Origin of the sequence: Agromyces ramosus, from assembly GCF_004216665.1 — a bacterium.
GTDB classification, from domain to species: Bacteria; Actinomycetota; Actinomycetes; order Actinomycetales; family Microbacteriaceae; genus Agromyces; species Agromyces ramosus.
Genome location: NZ_SGWY01000002.1, coordinates 1,072,679 through 1,088,937 on the forward strand (window position 1 = coordinate 1,072,679; position 16,259 = coordinate 1,088,937).

The 16,259-nt window shown below is 69.7% G+C and carries 19 protein-coding genes; 9 read left to right on the plus strand and 10 right to left on the minus strand.

Annotation, left to right across the window (positions count from 1 at the left end; genetic code table 11):
• Positions 1 to 53: 53 nt before the first annotated feature.
• A complete protein-coding gene (locus tag EV187_RS11650) occupies positions 54 to 245 on the minus strand; it encodes a hypothetical protein (RefSeq protein WP_242609554.1) in 192 nt (63 codons plus the stop codon).
• A 286-nt stretch (positions 246 to 531) separates the two neighbouring features.
• Between EV187_RS11650 and msrB the strand changes: the two genes are divergently transcribed.
• Both msrB and msrA read left to right on the plus strand, forming a co-directional pair.
• A complete protein-coding gene (gene msrB, locus EV187_RS11655; RefSeq protein WP_130353174.1) occupies positions 532 to 1,035 on the plus strand; it encodes a peptide-methionine (R)-S-oxide reductase MsrB in 504 nt (167 codons plus the stop codon).
• Positions 1,032 to 1,577 carry a peptide-methionine (S)-S-oxide reductase MsrA gene (gene msrA, locus EV187_RS11660; protein ID WP_130353175.1) on the plus strand — a complete coding sequence of 182 codons (546 nt, stop codon included), beginning with the start codon at positions 1,032 to 1,034 and terminating at the stop codon, positions 1,575 to 1,577. Before msrB ends, msrA begins: the two co-directional genes overlap by 4 nt.
• 105 nt (positions 1,578 to 1,682) lie before the next feature.
• On the opposite strand, the gene EV187_RS11665 is transcribed toward msrA, so the two are convergent.
• From EV187_RS11665 to EV187_RS11675, 3 genes are read right to left on the minus strand one after another with little or no spacing between them, the layout of a single operon-like run.
• Positions 1,683 to 2,486, minus strand: coding sequence for a class I SAM-dependent methyltransferase (locus tag EV187_RS11665; protein WP_130353176.1), 804 nt, complete (start codon positions 2,484 to 2,486; stop codon positions 1,683 to 1,685).
• Between the two features lie 32 nt (positions 2,487 to 2,518).
• Positions 2,519 to 3,313 (minus strand): ferritin family protein, encoded by a 795-nt coding sequence (locus EV187_RS11670; protein ID WP_130353177.1) that lies wholly within the window; start codon positions 3,311 to 3,313, stop codon positions 2,519 to 2,521.
• Positions 3,314 to 3,342: 29 nt separating this feature from the next.
• On the minus strand, positions 3,343 to 4,209 hold the full coding sequence (locus tag EV187_RS11675; protein ID WP_130353178.1) for a hypothetical protein: 867 nt from the start codon (positions 4,207 to 4,209) through the stop codon (positions 3,343 to 3,345).
• A gap of 129 nt (positions 4,210 to 4,338) precedes the next feature.
• On the opposite strand from EV187_RS11675, the gene EV187_RS11680 reads away from it, so the two are divergent.
• The gene (locus EV187_RS11680) at positions 4,339 to 5,073 is read left to right on the plus strand and encodes an alpha/beta fold hydrolase (protein ID WP_130353179.1); all 735 of its coding nucleotides are present in this window, start codon (positions 4,339 to 4,341) and stop codon (positions 5,071 to 5,073) included.
• A 67-nt stretch (positions 5,074 to 5,140) separates the two neighbouring features.
• Here the strand turns inward: EV187_RS11680 and EV187_RS11685 are convergent, their stop codons facing one another.
• A complete protein-coding gene (locus EV187_RS11685) occupies positions 5,141 to 5,536 on the minus strand; it encodes an SHOCT domain-containing protein (RefSeq protein ID WP_130353180.1) in 396 nt (131 codons plus the stop codon).
• A gap of 178 nt (positions 5,537 to 5,714) precedes the next feature.
• Between EV187_RS11685 and EV187_RS11690 the strand changes: the two genes are divergently transcribed.
• A complete protein-coding gene (locus EV187_RS11690; RefSeq protein ID WP_130353181.1) occupies positions 5,715 to 7,967 on the plus strand; it encodes a winged helix-turn-helix domain-containing protein in 2,253 nt (750 codons plus the stop codon).
• Here EV187_RS11690 and EV187_RS11695 read toward each other — a convergent pair.
• A complete protein-coding gene (locus EV187_RS11695) occupies positions 7,964 to 8,314 on the minus strand; it encodes a carboxymuconolactone decarboxylase family protein (protein WP_130353182.1) in 351 nt (116 codons plus the stop codon). The genes EV187_RS11690 and EV187_RS11695 overlap by 4 nt on opposite strands.
• Positions 8,315 to 8,560: 246 nt before the next feature.
• Between EV187_RS11695 and EV187_RS11700 the strand changes: the two genes are divergently transcribed.
• From EV187_RS11700 to EV187_RS11710, 3 genes are read left to right on the plus strand one after another with little or no spacing between them, the layout of a single operon-like run.
• The gene (locus tag EV187_RS11700) at positions 8,561 to 8,950 is read left to right on the plus strand and encodes an SHOCT domain-containing protein (RefSeq protein ID WP_130353183.1); all 390 of its coding nucleotides are present in this window, start codon (positions 8,561 to 8,563) and stop codon (positions 8,948 to 8,950) included.
• A 10-nt stretch (positions 8,951 to 8,960) separates the two neighbouring features.
• On the plus strand, positions 8,961 to 9,401 hold the full coding sequence (locus EV187_RS11705; RefSeq protein WP_130353184.1) for a DUF6325 family protein: 441 nt from the start codon (positions 8,961 to 8,963) through the stop codon (positions 9,399 to 9,401).
• Positions 9,402 to 9,436: 35 nt separating this feature from the next.
• Entirely contained in the window at positions 9,437 to 9,778 is a 342-nt protein-coding gene (locus tag EV187_RS11710; RefSeq protein WP_207221809.1) for an SHOCT domain-containing protein, read from the plus strand.
• Between the two features lie 156 nt (positions 9,779 to 9,934).
• Here EV187_RS11710 and EV187_RS11715 read toward each other — a convergent pair whose 3' ends face one another.
• The 4 genes from EV187_RS11715 to EV187_RS11730 all read right to left on the minus strand — a co-directional run bounded on the left by EV187_RS11715 (position 9,935) and on the right by EV187_RS11730 (position 14,604).
• The gene (locus tag EV187_RS11715; RefSeq protein ID WP_130353186.1) at positions 9,935 to 12,301 is read right to left on the minus strand and encodes an arylsulfatase; all 2,367 of its coding nucleotides are present in this window, start codon (positions 12,299 to 12,301) and stop codon (positions 9,935 to 9,937) included.
• 137 nt (positions 12,302 to 12,438) lie between these two features.
• A complete protein-coding gene (locus EV187_RS11720; RefSeq protein WP_130353187.1) occupies positions 12,439 to 12,786 on the minus strand; it encodes a carboxymuconolactone decarboxylase family protein in 348 nt (115 codons plus the stop codon).
• Positions 12,787 to 12,964: 178 nt separating this feature from the next.
• Positions 12,965 to 13,300 carry a hypothetical protein gene (locus EV187_RS11725; protein WP_242609555.1) on the minus strand — a complete coding sequence of 112 codons (336 nt, stop codon included), beginning with the start codon at positions 13,298 to 13,300 and terminating at the stop codon, positions 12,965 to 12,967.
• A 164-nt stretch (positions 13,301 to 13,464) separates the two neighbouring features.
• Positions 13,465 to 14,604: a serine hydrolase domain-containing protein gene (locus tag EV187_RS11730; protein WP_165391169.1), complete on the minus strand. Its 1,140-nt coding sequence runs from the start codon at positions 14,602 to 14,604 to the stop codon at positions 13,465 to 13,467.
• A 277-nt stretch (positions 14,605 to 14,881) separates the two neighbouring features.
• On the opposite strand from EV187_RS11730, the gene EV187_RS11735 reads away from it, so the two are divergent.
• Together EV187_RS11735 and EV187_RS18555 are read left to right on the plus strand one after the other, a co-directional pair.
• Positions 14,882 to 15,880 carry a caspase family protein gene (locus EV187_RS11735; protein WP_130353189.1) on the plus strand — a complete coding sequence of 333 codons (999 nt, stop codon included), beginning with the start codon at positions 14,882 to 14,884 and terminating at the stop codon, positions 15,878 to 15,880.
• Between the two features lie 179 nt (positions 15,881 to 16,059).
• On the plus strand, positions 16,060 to 16,203 hold the full coding sequence (locus EV187_RS18555) for a hypothetical protein (protein ID WP_207221810.1): 144 nt from the start codon (positions 16,060 to 16,062) through the stop codon (positions 16,201 to 16,203).
• Positions 16,204 to 16,259: the final 56 nt, after the last annotated feature.

A 16,259-nucleotide genomic window follows, 5' to 3' on the forward strand; every position in this document is an offset into this window, starting at 1 on the left:
GCGCCTGTCGCAAGTCTGGCGCAACACCGAGCCGCGGCGCGACGACGGAGCCGTCAGCGGTCGTGGAAGTCGGGGTATCCCGGCCACTCCGTGGGGCCGTGCGAGCGCACGAACGCGTGGTGGACGCGCTCGCACGCGCCGCGGAGCGTGGTGCCCCAGCCGAGCAGGCGCCCGCCGAACTCGGCGCGGTAGCGCACCTCGCCGTCGACGCGCACGATGGTGACGGTGCCGTACTCGCGGCCCATGCTGTCGACGAGGCGCCAGCGCCCCGGTTCGGGCTCGGCCGCGGCGAGGATCGGGTGCCAGGTGGTGGCCAGTGCTGCTCCTTCCAGAGCGCCCCGGCCGACGTGCCTCCATCGTACGACCGGAGGGCGACGACGGCGCTCACAGCGAAGTCACAGCGGGGAGGCGTGAGATGCGGAACAGCGCGGCGCCGCCACTCGTTCTCTCCAGTGACGCCATGAGAACCCCCAGGGGTTCGCCGCGCGTGCGAGGCGCCGCAGCCAGCGTCGCCCACGAAGGAGGAACGAAGTGCCACAGGACTACCGCAGGACTCCCGAGTCGGTCGCCCGCCTGACCCCCCAGCAGTACCACGTCACGCAGGAGGACGGGACGGAGCCCGCGTTCCGCAACCAGTACTGGAACAACCACGAGCCCGGCATCTACGTCGACGTGGTCTCCGGTCAGCCGCTCTTCGCGTCGACCGACAAGTACGACAGCCGCTCCGGATGGCCGAGCTTCACCCGGCCGATCGAGCCCGACGCCGTCACCGAGAAGGTCGACCGCTCGCTCTGGATGAAGCGCACCGAGGTGCGTTCGTCTGGCGCCGACAGCCACCTCGGCCACGTGTTCGACGACGGGCCGGTCGAGGCCGGCGGCCTGCGCTACTGCATGAACTCCGCGGCCATGCGATTCGTGCCCGCGTCGGAGCTCGAGGAGCAGGGCTACGGGCAGTACCGCTCGCTCTTCCCGGGCAGCGGGACCACGACCACGGATGCCGCGGGCGCGGCATCCGAGAAGGAGGACGCATCATGACCACCCCCGGCGCCATCACCACGATCCCGGGCACCGAGACCGCCGTGCTCGCAGGCGGCTGCTTCTGGGGCATGGAGGACCTGATCCGCAAGCGCCCCGGCGTTATCGACACGCGCGTCGGCTACACCGGCGGCGACGTGCCGAACGCGACGTACCGCAACCACGGCACGCACGCCGAGGCCATCGAGATCGTCTTCGACCCCTCGAAGGAGTCGTATCGCGACCTGCTCGAGTTCTTCTTCCAGATCCACGACCCGTCGACGCGGAACCGCCAGGGCAACGACGTCGGGATGAGCTACCGCTCGGCGATCTTCCCGACGACTCCCGAGCAGGAGGTCGTCGCGTACGAGACGATCGCGGATGTCGACGCGTCGGGGCTCTGGCCGGGACCGGCGACCACCGAGGTCTCCCCCGCAGGTGACTTCTGGGAGGCGGAGCCCGAGCACCAGGACTACCTGGAGCGCATCCCGTGGGGGTACACCTGCCACTTCGTGCGGCCCGACTGGAAGCTGCCGAAGCGCGATGCGGAGCCCGCGGCGTAGTCGCGGCTCGCGCACGACGGCCCCGGCGGGCGAAGGTCCGCCGGGGCCGTCAGCGTCCGGCCGCCGGGCCCGTGGACTCGTCCCGAGGTGACGGCCGCAGGAGGTTCAGCGGCTGACGAGCCCGCGCACGGTCCAGGCCCGCGCGACGAGGTCGATCGAGCCGTCGGGGCCGGTCGGCACGAGCTCGCGCAGCCGCTCGCGCAGGCGGTCCCTGGCCGGCTCGTCGAGCGACATGGCGTAGGCCGGGGCGACCCCCTGCCCGCCGAGGAACGGCGACCAGTACTCATCGAAGTCGGCGAACCTCGTCGGGACCTCGACGGAGCCCGCCTCCGCGTCGACGAGCCCGGCGCTCGCGAAGCGCCAGGTGAGGCCCTCGGGCGTGAAGTCGTCGAACCGCGTGCCCTCGTCGAGCGCGGCGGCGGCGGGGTCGAGCTCGACCGCAGCCCGCCAGAACCAGCGCATGAGCTCCATCCGGTCGGCGTAGTCCCAGACGTAGCCCGCGACCACGCCGCCGTCCACGGCGACGCGCGACATCTCGGCGAGCGCCGTGTCCACGTCGTGCACGAAGTTCAGTACGAGACCAGACACCACGGCGTCGGCGGACTCGTCGTCGAGCGGCAGAGCCGAGGCATCCGCTCGGTGGAACGTGACCCGGTTGCCGAGGTCCGCGACCGCCGTCTCGAGGAAGCCCTCCGACGGCTCGACACCGTCGACCGAGGCCGGCGTGCAGGTGTCGAGGATCGCCGCGCTCAGCGCACCGGTGCCGCAGCCGACATCCAACCAGCGCAGCCCAGGGGGCTGGCGCAGCCACTCGAGGAAGCGCGGCGCGACCTCGCGGCTCCATCGGCCGACGTATCGCTCGTAGGCCCGGCCCTGCTCCCACGTGTCGGGCACGTGTCGTTGAGGCATGCTCAACGGTACCGCGTGTCGGTCGATCCGTCTCAGGCGGGGACGCCGAGCTCCTCGAGGGCGTCCTGCACGATCGTCAGGCCCTCGAGGCCAGGCATCCCGCTGATGCTCTCGTCGACCTTGCGGGCCGCGCGCCGACCCTCCGTCCCGCTCATGAGATGCGTCATGACGTGGCGCACGTCGTCGGTCGAGTTGATGCTCGAGCCGACGGGCGCCCAGAACCGGCTGAGCGCGAACCTCGTGACCTTCTGCGCCTTCGTGCTCGCCGCGAGCCGCTCACGCGCCTGCGACGTGTAGAAGGCCACGTGCCTGGCCTCCTGCTTCGCGATGCGGCGCAGGAGTTCGGCCAGCACCGGATGCTCCTCCAGCTCGGCCATGCGCTGGTAGGCCGTGATCGCCGACCACTCGTTCGCGGCTCCCCACGACATGTGCACGGCGACGAAGTCGGCGCCGACGAGCGAGCCGAGCACGGACTGCTTGATCGGGTCGAGCCGGTCCTTCCAGCCGAGCTTTAGTCGGCTCGCCCTGAGCACGTCGTAGTCGACGGTGATGTCGTGCATCGCGAGCACCGCGGCGAGCGCTTCGCCGTGCCAGAACTCCTCGCGGTTCCACATGGTCATGAAGGCGCTGACGTCGGGCTCGCGATGCGACGGCGTCGTCAGGAGGTCGCGGGTGTAGCAGACCGTGTGGTACTCGACGTCGGCCATGTACCGAAGCGTGCGGAGCGACCGCTCGGGCAGCGGATGCGCTCGGAAGTCCTCGAGGTCGAGGTCGTCCCAGCGCACGCCGACCGAGGTCGCGGTGTACCTGTCGATGTCGAACGCCACGCCTGCCCCTTCCCGCCCGCTCCATGTAATCAGGCCGCGGATCGGCCGGCGAGCCCTCGCCGGACGATCGCGGCCGTGCGGGCGTCCATCCCGGGCAGCGCCGCGATGCCGCGTTCGAGGTCGGCCGCGCGCGCGTGCCCCTCCGGGCCGCCGAAGGCGAATCGCGAGAACCCGGCGCGCTGCTCGGCCGTGAGCGCGGCGCCGCCGAGCGGCCACGCGGTCCGGCGGAGCTCACGGCGCGCAAGCCGCGCGGCACGCGGCGACGTCGTCAGCCGGCGCCTCGCCTCCTCGTCGAAGAACCGCGCGTGCCGGCCCTTCACGGCGACGATCCGCCCGACCGCCGCATCGAGCGCCGCGCTCGTGGACGATTCGGCCACCCTCGCGTAGGCCGCCCCGAGCGCACGGTCGTCGACGAGGCCGACCGTCATGTGCGCCCCGACGACCGCCCACCCCTGCGTGATCCCGGCGAACGCGCGCCGCACGGGTCCACGACCTGCGGATGCCGCAGCGCCCGGCGCCGCGGTTCCGGTTCGGGGCGGCGACCCACGGCCCTCCGCGCCGACGCCCGGGCCGGCACCCGCCCCGGCGCTCGCGTCGACGATCGCGCGGAGCGCGTCCGCGATCCAGAACTTCTCGAACGCCCACGTCACGAGGAACGCGGTGACGCGGGCGTCCTTGTGCGTGTTCGTGACGAGCACGTTGCGCAGGTGCGCCATCGTGGCGCCTTCCAGTACGGCCAGCGTGTCCAGCACGGCGACCACGTCGGGCGCGAGCGGCGCCGCGGCGACGGCCTCGAGGTCGAGGTCGTCGCGCAGGCTGCCGTGCGCGCTTCGTGCGAACGCCCGCACGTCGAACTCCGCCGGTTCGGCGGGCCCGGACGACGGGGAGCGCGTCATAGGCCGAGGCTACGTGGTCGGGCTTCGGCGTGCCAGTTCGGTCCGCTCTGGCGTGGCGTCGGCGAATCGGCGTATCCTGCGCCTTGGCGAGGCGGGTTTCGTCGACGCCTGATCAAGGGAGGGCGAACGATGACGGATGCGACGACGAAGCCGACGATCGTGCTGGTGCACGGCGCGTGGGCCGACGGCTCGAGCTGGGATGCCGTGACGAGGGAGCTGCAGGCGCAGGGCTTCACGGTGCTGGTTCCACCGAATCTCCTGCGGGGACTCACCGACGACGCCGCGTACGTCGCGTCGTTCCTCGCGCAGCGCACGAGCGGGCCGGTCGTGCTCGTCGGGCACTCGTACGGCGGCGCGGTCATCACCAACGCCGCGGCATCCGGCGGCGACGTGCGCGCGCTCGTCTACGTGAACGCGTTCATGCCCGACGAGGCCGAGACCGTGCTCCAGATCCTCGAGGGTTCGGGCTCGGCGCTGGCCGTGGCCGACCCCACCACCGTCTTCGACATCGCCGGCTACCCGGGCGCACCCGAGGGCGCGGCTGAGGTCTTCCTGAAGCCCGAGGTCGTGCACGCGTCGTTCGCGCAGGACCTTCCCGAGGCGGACCGGTGGACGATCGTCGCCAGCCAGCGTCCCGCGTCGCTCGTGGCGAACGTCACGCCGTCGGGCGCGCCCGCGTGGAAGACGATCCCGAGCTGGGCCGTCATCGGCACCGACGACCGGGTCATCCCGGTCGCGGTGCTGCGTCGCATGGCCGAGCGGGCCGGGTCGACCGTGAGTGAACTCGAGGCGTCGCACGTCTCGATGGTGTCGCACCCCGATGCCGCGGTCGCGGCGATCCTGGCGGCCGTCGCCTCGATCTGACGGATCGTGCCCCGGCGGTGTCGGGCTCCGCCGGGGCACGTGCGCGTCGCTGCGCGTCGGCGACGCCTCAGAACCTGCTGCCGAGCGCCTTCGCCTTGAGCGCCTCGAACTCGCCGTCGCTGATGACCCCCTGGTCGCGCAGTGCCTGCGCCTTCGCGATCTCCTCGGACGGGCTCGCGAACGACACCGCCCGCACCTCGTCGTCGGAGTACTCGACGATGTCGGGGCGCCGGCCTGCCGAGCGCTCCGCCATGCCCTTGCCGCGCGCGATGAGGTACACGATCGCCGTGAGCCAGGGCACGAAGACGAGGAAGATGACCCACACCGCCTTCAGCCATCCGTTCAGCGTGTGGTCGCGGAAGATGTCGATGAGGACGTAGACGAGCACGAACAGATAGGCCACATAGGCGAAGATCCAGAAGAAGAACCAGAAGATGTCCCAGACGTTGCCGATGAAGTTCACCGCACGCCCCCTTCGAGGTCGGATGCCGCGTCGCGTGTCGCGGTCGCGTGTCGCTCAACATACTCCTCGTGGCGCCCGCTTCGCTCTCGTCGACACGGATGATCCGGGGATCCCACTTCGGGGGGCACGCGCCGCGCGTCCTATTGAGCCGGGCACGCCCCGACAATAGGCTTCGAGCGTGTTCGAGGAAGCTCCGGGGTCCCTCACGCCGGGGGTCGAGCTGGATCAACTCCTGCTCGACGCCAAGCTGTCAGTCCCGGAGCCACCGGCCCGAGGCTCCGTCAGTCGAGCCCGGCTCATCGCATCGGCACGGTCGAGCGGCCGCCGCGTGGTGGGCGTGACGGCGCCGGCGGGGTACGGGAAGTCGACGCTCCTGGCCGAGTGGGCGCACTCGGAGGAACGTCCGGTCGCGTGGGTGTCGCTCGACCGCTTCGACGACGATCCTGCTGCGCTCCTCGCCCTCCTGGCGTCGGCCTACGCGAGCATCGCGCCCGGCATGGACCACCTCGCGGTCGACGTGCGCGGTCACGGCGTCTCGGCGCTGGGTCGCGCGGCGCCGCTGCTGGCAAGCGCGCTCAGGGCCGGCTCCGCGCCGTTCGTCCTCATGCTCGACGACCTCCACGAGATACGCTCCCCCGCGTGCCACGACGTGCTCGGGGTGGTGCTCGCCGGGATCCCGCGGGGATCCCAGCTGGTGGCGGCGAGCCGCGGCGAGCAACCGCACCTGCCGCGCCTCCGCGCCTCGGGAGACACGTTCGAGATCACCGCGACCGAGCTCGCGATCGATGCCGCGGGTGCCAGCCGGATCTTCGCCGAGGCGCAGGTTCCGCTCAGCCCTGACGACGCGGTCGTGGTCGTCGAGCGCACCGAGGGGTGGCCCGTCGGGGTGTTCCTCGCCGCCGCCATCGCGCGCGACGGCGGCGGCGACGCGCCGGCGGTGTCCGGCGACGACCGCTACGTGGCCGATTACCTCTACCGGGAATCGCTCGCCAAGCTCCCCGAGCACCAGCAGCGATTCCTGCGCCGCACGGCCGTGCTCGACACGTTCTCCGCGACGCTCTGCGACGCCGTGCTCGACAGCGTCGACGCGCAGGACGTGCTGCGCGAGCTGGAGGCATCCGACGTCTTCCTGGTCCCCCTCGACCGACGTCGCGAGTGGTTCCGGTACCACGCCCTCTTCCGCGAGTTCCTGCTCGGAGAACTCAGGCGCGTCGAGCCCGAGGCGATCGTCGACCTGCACCTCGCCGCGGCCGCCTGGTTCGAGGAGCACGGCTCTCCCGCCATGGCGATCGAGCACCTGCTCGACAACTCGACGAAGCGCACGCGAGCGACGCACCTCGTGGCATCCGTCGCGCTCATGACGTACCAGACCGGTCAGCTCACGACCGTGCAGCGATGGTTCGCCGAGCTCGGGGACTCCGCGATCGAGGCGTACCCGCCGCTCGCCGTGCTCGCGGGCTGGATCTCCGCACTGACCGGGCAGGTCAACGAGGCCGATCGATGGGCGGCCCTGCTGGATGCTGCATCCTACGACCGTCGGCCCAACGACGGGTCCGCATCGTTCGCCTCCGCGCGAGCGATGCTCCGATCGGTCATGTGCGCCGACGGCCCCGAACGGGCGATGGCCGATGCCGAGTTCGCGATCGCCGCGGAGCCGACCTGGAGCCCGTGGCGCGACCAGGCGCTCGTGCTGCTCGGCGAGGCGAAGCTGCTCAGCGGTGACGCGGCGGGGGCGGAGGCCGCGTTCCTCGAGTGCTCCGCGAGCGCCGGCGCGCGGGACAACACCGACGTGCTGATCGTCAGCGAGTCGGAGCTCGCCGTGCTGGCGATGGATCACGGCCGATGGGATGAGGGGGCCGACCACGTGCACGCGGCACTGGGCGCGATCGAGCGGCGGCGCATGCACGACTACGCGACGGCGGTGCTCGCCTTCGCCGAAGCGGCCCGCCTCGCCATGCATCGCGGTGACCTCGATGACGTGCATCGGCAGCTGACCCGAGCCATGCGCGCGCGGCCGATGTGCACCTCCGCGATCCCGTACCTCGCAGTGCGGGTCCGCCTGCAGCTCGCAAGGGTCTTCTGGGCCCTCAACGACCACGCGACGGCACGGCACCTGCTGCGCGAGGTCGACGACATCCTGCTGCACCGGCCCGCACTCGGAGCGCTGGTCGACGAGGTATCGGACTTCCGCCGGTTCGTCTCGTCGACGGAGCAGCCCGGAGCGACGAGCGGCCCTCCCCTCACGCCGGCCGAGCTTCGCCTGCTCCCCTACCTGCAGACGCACCTGTCGATCCGCGAGATCGGCGAGCGGCTCTTCATCTCACGGAACACCGTGAGCTCGGAGGTCGGATCGATCTACCGCAAGCTCGGAGTGTCGGCGCGCAGCGAGGCGGTCGAGCGGGCAATGGCGATGGGCCTGCTGGGCGCCTAGTCGCGTGGGGCGCCCGCGGACTGGTCGAGCACCTCGTCGAGGTCGTAGCCGAGGGCCATCGCGACCTTCGGTGCGGCGGCCACCACCCGGGGCAGCCCGACCACCGGGATGATGCCGACCAGCACGTCGACGATCTCCGACGGCGTGGCGCCGGCGCTCACCGCGGCATCCGCCTGCGAACCGAAGGACGGCTCGGCCCCGCCGACCGCGACCAACGCGGCCACCCGGGCGAGCGCCAACGACTTGGGGTCGAGTGACTCCGCGCCGACGCCCAGGACGCCGAGGTCGTCCTCCGCGAGCCGCTCATCGTTGATGGCCAGTCGCCGGAGCCGGTCGGTGTAGTCCACGGTGACCCCCCTCCCTCACCTCGGTCGGATGCTACGTCCAAGTGCAGCCTCCGACGACCCGAGGCGCATCATGCAGATCGGATGATTCGGCGTGCGCCGTGCCTCCACGCCGCCGACCCGAGCACACGGCGGCGTGAATGCGCACCCCGCTTCATGCCATCTGCGTGATGCGAGGCCGGATGCCGCGGCATAGCGTCGGGACAGATGCCGGCAGAGACCGGCCACTCGACATGAAAGGCCGTGGTCATGAATTCTTTCTGGGACTTCCTCGTCTGGCTCTTCTGGTTCTACGTGATCATCGCGTGCATCTGGATCTTCATCACCGTGTTCATCGACATCTTCAGGGACAACACCCTGAATGGCTGGGGCAAGGCCCTGTGGGTGCTGTTCCTCGTCTTCCTCCCGTTCCTCGCCGCGTTCATCTACCTGATCGCCCGCGGACGCGGGATGGCGGAGCGGAACGCCGCACGGGCAGCCGAGGCCCAGGCAGCCAATGCGGACTACATCCGGACCGTGGCGGGATCGTCGTCCTCGACGGCAGCCGAGATCGAGAAGGGCAAGCAGCTGCTCGACAGCGGTGCGATCTCCCAGGCCGAGTTCGACGCGCTGAAGGCCAAGGCGCTGCAGACGTCGTAGGTGATCGATCATGACTGACCTGGAATTCGGGCCCGTCGAGCTCGTGCTCGCGGCGTTCGAAGGCGATACGCCGAAGGCGGGCGTGCTCGAGGCGATCCTCGACCTCGCGGATGCCGGCACCGTGCGCCTGCTCGACCTCGTCTACGTCACCCGCTCCGACGACGGGGTCGTCGACTGGGTCGAGCTCGATGAGTCGGGCATCGAGCTCGGCGAGATCGACCTCGCGGCGAGCGGACTGGCATCGCACGAGGACCTCGAGGAGCTGAGCGGCCGACTGCCGTACGGCACCTCGGCGCTCCTGCTCGTCGTCGAGCTCACCTGGGCGAAGCACCTCGCCTCCCGGCTGTTCGAGGCCGACGGCTACGTCGTCGACTCCGTGCGGATCCCCGCTCCGGTGGTCAACGCCGTTGTGGAAGAGGCACGCGTCGCCGGCGCGTTGGCCGAGGACTGAGAACGGGAGGCAGACCGATGCCGATGATGAGAAGGATGGGCCGACCGGGACTGGTCGGCATGGCCGCCAGGACTGCCGTGGTCGCGGGCACCGCGACCGCCGTGAGCGGCGCCGTCGCCGGGAAGCAGCAGGCGAAGGCGAACCAGCAGTACGAAGCAGAGCAGAACGAGGCCCAGCAGCAGCAGGCGGCGATGCAGCAGGCGGCGGCGGACGCCGTCGCGGCACAGCAGGCGGCTGCTCCGGCTGCCGCGCCGGCCGCCGCGGCTTCCGGATCCAGCGATGTCATCGCCCAGCTGCAGCAGCTCGCCGATCTCAAGGCGCAGGGCGTGCTGAGCGACCAGGAGTTCGCCGACGCGAAGGCGAAGCTCCTCGGCTAGCAGGCACATCCGGCGAGGGAGGCCGGTCGCGCATCGGGGGACGCGCGACCGGCCTTCCGTTGCGTCTCGGCCGCGTTGCAGCGCCGTTCCGTACGTCCGCCCTGGCACAGCGGATGCCGCGGCATCCGCTGACACCGCGGCATCCGGCCGTCGACGCTACTGGCGCGCCATGGCGATCCGCATGCGCTCGTCGGGATCGATGAAGTGATCGTGGTCGTCGTCGCCCAGGTCGATCTGGACCCAGTTGATCCTGCCGGTGAACCGGCTCGCCTTCGTGGTGTAGTCCGAGGCGACCGGGGTGCCCGACTCGTAGCCGATGTCCGTCGTCTCGTCGGCTGAGAAGACCATGGCCTGGGTCGCACCGACGCGGCCGGCACCGACCTGGTCCCCGTCGTAGTAGAGCGTGACCGCCCCGCCCTTGGCCAGGCCGCCGCCGTCGTACGCGAACTCCATGCGCACCTGGTGGGTGCCGGCCGGGATCGGCGACTCGGCACCGGTCGGGAACTCCTGGATGCCGAGCACGTTGTAGACGAACCTGGCCCTGCCGTCCTTCGCGTACAGCGTCCACCCGCCGAACCGGCCGCCCTGGGCGATGATGACCCCCTCCGCGCCTCCTTCGGGCACGACCACTTCTGCGGTGACGGAGAACGACTTGTTCTTGATGTTGACCACGCTGTTCTCCGACAGCCGCCCCATGCCCGGGAAGAACAGCTGGGACTTCCCGCGTATGAGACTGGGTCGTCCGGCGATATCGGGATTCAGGCGCTCGGCGCCGCGGTCGTCGAGTGGCAGCACGTTGTACTTGACCGCTTCGATCAGCCAGAGTCGTTGGAGCTCGTGCAGCTTGTCGGGCTGCTCGGCCGCGAGGTTCCGGGCCTGGCTGTAGTCGGTGCTGCCGTCGTAGAGTTCCCAGACGTCGTCGTCGAACGCGGGGAGGTCGCCGCCGACCATGACCCACGGCGTGCGGTGCTTGGTGACTGCGCTCCAACCCTTGTAGTACACGCCGCGGTTCGCGAACATCTCGAAGTACTGGAGGTCGTGCCGCTCGTCGGCGTCGGCGTCCTCGAAGGTGTAGAGCATGCTCGTGCCCTCGATCGGCGACTGCAGCACGCCGTTCACCATCGTCGGCTCGGGCAGGCCCGCCGCCTCGAGGATGGTCGGGGCGACGTCGATGCAATGCGTGAACTGGGTGCGCAGCCCGCCCCGCTCGCTGAAGCCCGCGGGCCAGTGCACGACGGTTCCGTTGCGGGTGCCCCCCCAGTGCGACGCGACCTGCTTGGTCCACTGGAACGGCGTGTCCATCGCCCATGCCCAGCCCACCGCGTAGTGGTTGTAGGAGCTCGGTGAGCCGAACTCGTCCATCTTCGCCCGCATGAACTCCGGCGTCTCGAGCGCGGCCATGCCGTTGAAGTTCGCCATCTCGTTGAATGCGCCGTTGACGGTGCCCTCCGCCGAGGCTCCGTTGTCGCCGATGATGTAGTAGATGATCGTGTCGTCGAGGATGCCGAGATCCTCGATCGCGTCGATCACCCGCCCGACGTGATGGTCGGTGTGCTCCATGAACCCCGCGTAGACCTCCATCTCACGCTCCAGCACCGGCTTCAGGTCGTCCGGCATGTCGTCCCACGCCGGGATCTCCGCATGCCGCGGCGTGAGCTCCGCGTCGGCCGGGATCACCCCGAGTTCCTTCTGCCGCGCGAACGTGCGCTCACGCTGCACGTCCCAGCCATCGGCGAACTCGCCCGCGTACTTGTCAGCCCACTCCTTCGGGACATGGTGCGGGGCGTGCGTCGCACCCGGAGCGAAGTACACGAAGAACGGCTTGTCGGGCATCAAGGCCTTCTGCGTGCGAATCCACGTCACCGCATGATCGGCGAGGTCCTCCGTCAGGTGATACCCCTCCTCCGGGCTCGCCGGCGGCTCCACCGGAGTCGTGCCGTCGTACAGCGAGGGGTCCCACTGGTTGTTCTCGCCGCCGATGAAGCCGTAGAACGTCTCGAAGCCGCCACCGACCGACGGCCATGCGTCGAACGGACCCATCGGCGACGACTGCCACACCGGCACCTCGTGGCACTTTCCGAACTGCGCCGTGGAGTACCCGTTCAGCTTCAGCGTCATCGCCAGCGGCGCCTTCGTATTCGGCCGCAACGAACTGTTCCCCGGCGCCGACGTCGCCGTCTCGGTGATGCTGCCCATGCCCACGGAGTGGTGGTTGCGTCCGCTGAGCATCGCCGCCCGCGTCGGCGCGCACAGCGCGGTGGTGTGGAACCGGTTGTACGTGAGCCCACCCGCCGCGAGCTTCTCGGCGTTCGGCGTCCGGCACGGTCCCCCGAACACGCTCGCTGCGCCGAAGCCCGCATCATCGATCAGCACGATGAGCACGTTCGGCGCCCCCTCAGGCGGCAGCAAGGGCTCGATCGGCGCGAACGCCGTGTCCGGATCCTTCGCGTCATAAGTGGTCAGGCCAGGTGCCGGCCGATCCGGAATCGGCAGCATCGCACGTGCATCGCGATCAGGTCGCATGACAGTTCCTCCCCCTTGGAGTACGAGCAGACTTCAGACTGTGGGCGCCCTCCGGCACCCGCATCACCCAGACCGCATGATTGCGGAGCCCGCGATGGATGGCGCGACGGATCGTGCCGGCGTCGGTCGCCACCCGCTCACTCGTCGTCGTCCTCCTCGAGCAGCGCGATCTCGAGGTCCTCGAGCTCGATCTCGGCGGCGAGCGCCTTCACGATGTTGCCGGTCGCCGCCGCGATCCGCGCGGTGCCGACGATCGGCGCGATCGCCGTGAGGACGTCGCGAATGGCGTCGGCGTCGATGCCCGCCTCCGCACCGACCTCGAGGTTGAGCGCGTACGACACCGGCGGAGCGTCGACCGCGACGAGCGCGGCGATCCGCACGAGGATCAGGGTCTCGGCGTCGAGGCCGGATGCCTGCAGCGAATCCGCGGTCATTCGTGCGAGAAGGTCGAGCACGGGAGTGTCGTCGTTCAGTGCGTCGGACATGAAGGGTCCTTCCCCCAGGTGGTGGATGCGATTCGGGCGGCAACGATGCCGTCCCCCCCCCCCCCCCCATGTGACTCCGTGCGCGGCCGCCTCGCATCATGGAGATCGGGTGAAAGCACCCTGGGCCCGGAGGACCCATCGGAGTGGCGTGGTCGGCGAGGCGGACCGGGGCGGGGGCCTATTCGGCGCCCAGGTCCGACCACGCCACGTCGAAATGCTCGACGGTCGTCTGTCGGTCGATCAGGTAGCGGTCGTCTTCCGGGTAGAACACCGCAGAGTCGATGTCCTCACCCGCGAATGCGACGATGTCCGCGCGCGAACGCCACAGCGACAGGGTTCGAACCTCCGTGCGGTCATCCTCGACGTCGCGGTACAGGAGCACCGCGCCGACATTGCCCGGAGTGTCTCGATAGGCTCGCAGGCCGGTGCGTTCCAGGTACTCGCGGTAGGGCTCCCGGTCTGCTCGACGGATCCAGCCGGTCCAGCTCCTGAGCACGGTCGGTGCGAACGCCATGGCGGTTCCCCTTCCCTCCGCCCGTCGATGACCGAACGTGGGGCGGATGTCCGAGGTCAGTCAACTCGTCGGCCCGCGGCTCGTCGCCGTACGCCGTGCAGGTTGGCTGGATGTGATGGCAACGTGGCCGGTCCGGGATCCGGAGCCCGGCCGAGCGTGCTCCGTCAGCTGAAGGCAGGGGCGATGAGGGAGATGAACGCGTCATTGACGGCGGTGTCGCCGGGTGCCCAATCGTTCGTCGCAGAGGTGAAGTTCGCTTGCGTCACGACGACGAGGTCGCGGTCGGGGACCACGATGATCCTCTGGCCGAAGCTGCCGTTGGCCGAGTAGGCCGCGTCACCGTCGACACGGCTGGTCCACCACAGGTAGCCGTAGCCGACCTCACCGGCTGGAGCGAAGCCTTCGACGCCCATCTCGAGCGGGACGTGCTCGGTCGTGGCCGTCTTCACCCAGTCCGCGGGCACGACCTGCTCGCCCCGCCATGCGCCGCGGCTGAGGTAGAGCAGGCCGATCTTGGCCAGGTCCTGGGCGCGTAGAGAGAGGCCGAGGCCCCCGAGGTTGATTCCCTGGGGGTCCACGTACCACTCGAAGCCCGAAGGGGCGGTCAGGTCGCCCCAGTCGGTGAACGTCGGCTGGTCGGCTGGCCGGGTGGGGATGCCCAGCGGGTCGAACAGCGAGGCGCGGGCGTACTCCAGCACGGGCATGCCGGTGGCTTCGACCAGGATCGCCGAGATGAGGTGGGCACCGTTGTTGACGTAGGAGAACGCGGTGCCCGGCTCGGACACCTGCTCCCCCACGATGGAGGCCACGGCGTCGTCGGGTGTCGGCAGGTCGCCCGCGACGCCGGCGGTCATCGTCAGCAGCTGTTCCAAGGAGATTCCGGCTACGCCGGCCGTCATGTCCTCGGCATGGTCGGGCAACAGCTCGGCGAGTGTCGCGTCGACCCCGGGGATCTTCCCCTCGCCGATCGCGATGCCGACCAGCGTGCTGATGATGCTCTTGGTCACCGACCAGACGTGGTGGTGATCGGTCGCCACCGAGTCGTAGTACCGCTCGTATGCGGTCCGGCCATCAGCGAGCACGATGACGGAGGCCAGGCCGGCGTAGGCATCCGAGGCGAACTCCTGATCCAGCGCCGCGGCCAGCTGCTGGTCCACGGCGAGGTCGGCCGCGGAGGTGGCGGCCGGCAGGAGCGGATCCAACGCGGTCGCTGGGGCTGAGGACGCAGGGCCGTCGGGAGGCGTCGTCGTGCCGGTGCAGCCCGCGACCAGCAGGACCACCCCGAGCACCGCACCGATCCCCACGGCCCTCAACTCGTGGCCGCCCTTCGGACCTCGACGCTCGCCATAGTGCTAATAATACTAGCACCATTCTGAAGGAAGACCATGTTGATGCCCGTGCGCCCGGCGTCCCTTCGCGTCTTCTGGCAGGAGGTGTTGGCGCTCGGCAGATCAACGGGGTGCTTACCCGGCTCGCTGCTTGGTCTGCACTCTGGGCGCAGTCCTCCTGCGCGGCTACACTCTCTATCGTGATCGCCAAGTCGGAGACCGACGAGCGCATTACGAGGTCGGGGGGCGCGCGATGACCACGCGCAAGGCGCTGATTGTGGGCGTCGACTACTACGAGCGCATCGGTGGACTCACCGGATGTGTCAACGACGCCCGGTCGGTCCGAGCCGTCCTCGAGCGGAACGCCGATGGATCCTTGAACTTCCCGGCCCCGAAGCTCATGCTCGCGGATTCGCCCGCCCGGGTCGTGACCAAGCGACAGTTGAGGGATGGCGTGCGCGACGTCTTCGACGACGATGCGGAGATCGCGCTCGTCTATTTCGCGGGGCATGGTTACATCGACGCGACGGGGGGCTTCCTGTGCGCCAGCGACGCAGAGACCGGCGACGACGGGCTCTCGCTGCAGGAGCTGATGGCTCTGGCCAACAAGTCCCCGGCGAAGCACAGGATCATCATCCTCGACAGTTGCCACGGAGGAGCTGTTGGCAACAATCCAGTTGCGCAGGACCTCGCAGAGATCTCGGACGGTCTCACCATCCTCACGGCATCGACGGCGAAGCAGGGCGCCATGGAAGTGTCGGGTGGCGGCGGGGGGGTGTTCACGCGACTGCTCGTGGACGCGCTCGACGGGGCGGCGGCAAATCTCGTCGGCGACATCACGCCGGGAAGCGTCTATGCGCATATCGATCAGTCCCTCGGCCCGTGGGCGCAGCGCCCCGTCTTCAAGACCAACGTGAAGCGGTTCGTCTCTCTTCGTCGCGCCGAGCCACCGATCGCCCTGCGAGAACTGCGTGCCCTCACGACGTACTTCCCCACAGCGAACCACCGATATCAACTCGACCCGTCATACGAACCAGAGCGATCCCCAGAGCAGTCGGCAGATCCGACGATCCCGGAGCCCGATCCCGAGCACACTGCGGCGTTCCGGGTCCTCCAGAATTACGTGAGCGTCAATCTCGTGCGGCCGGTCGGCGCACCTCACATGTGGCATGCCGCGATGGGGAGCAAGGCGTGCGAACTGACGGTGCTGGGAAAGCACTACTGGAAGCTCGTGCACGAGGACCTCATATGACCGTGCCGGCAGACGTCCCGCGAGCGCGACTCAGAGATCCGGGGCTCATCGAGGAACTCGCTGCGGCCGAGCATGAGCGCTGGTCCACCTGGCAGCGATACCTGTTCGCCCAGTGCGTACCGACCGCCGACGGGTCCTTGGTCATTCCGGCCGAGCTCGTGCGGAGATGGAGCCGACAGATGGACTCCCTCTACGCGTCTCTGCCGGAGGCCGAGAAGGACAGCGACCGCGAGCAGGTCGAACGATACCTGCCCATCATCGAACGGGCGCTCGAGGGCGAGTGTCCAGTCACACCACCGACGAATGGCGCGCCTGCGATCTGATCGCACGGTGGGTGCCGCGACCCAATGAGGACCGTCCTCGCGCGGTACGCCTCCAT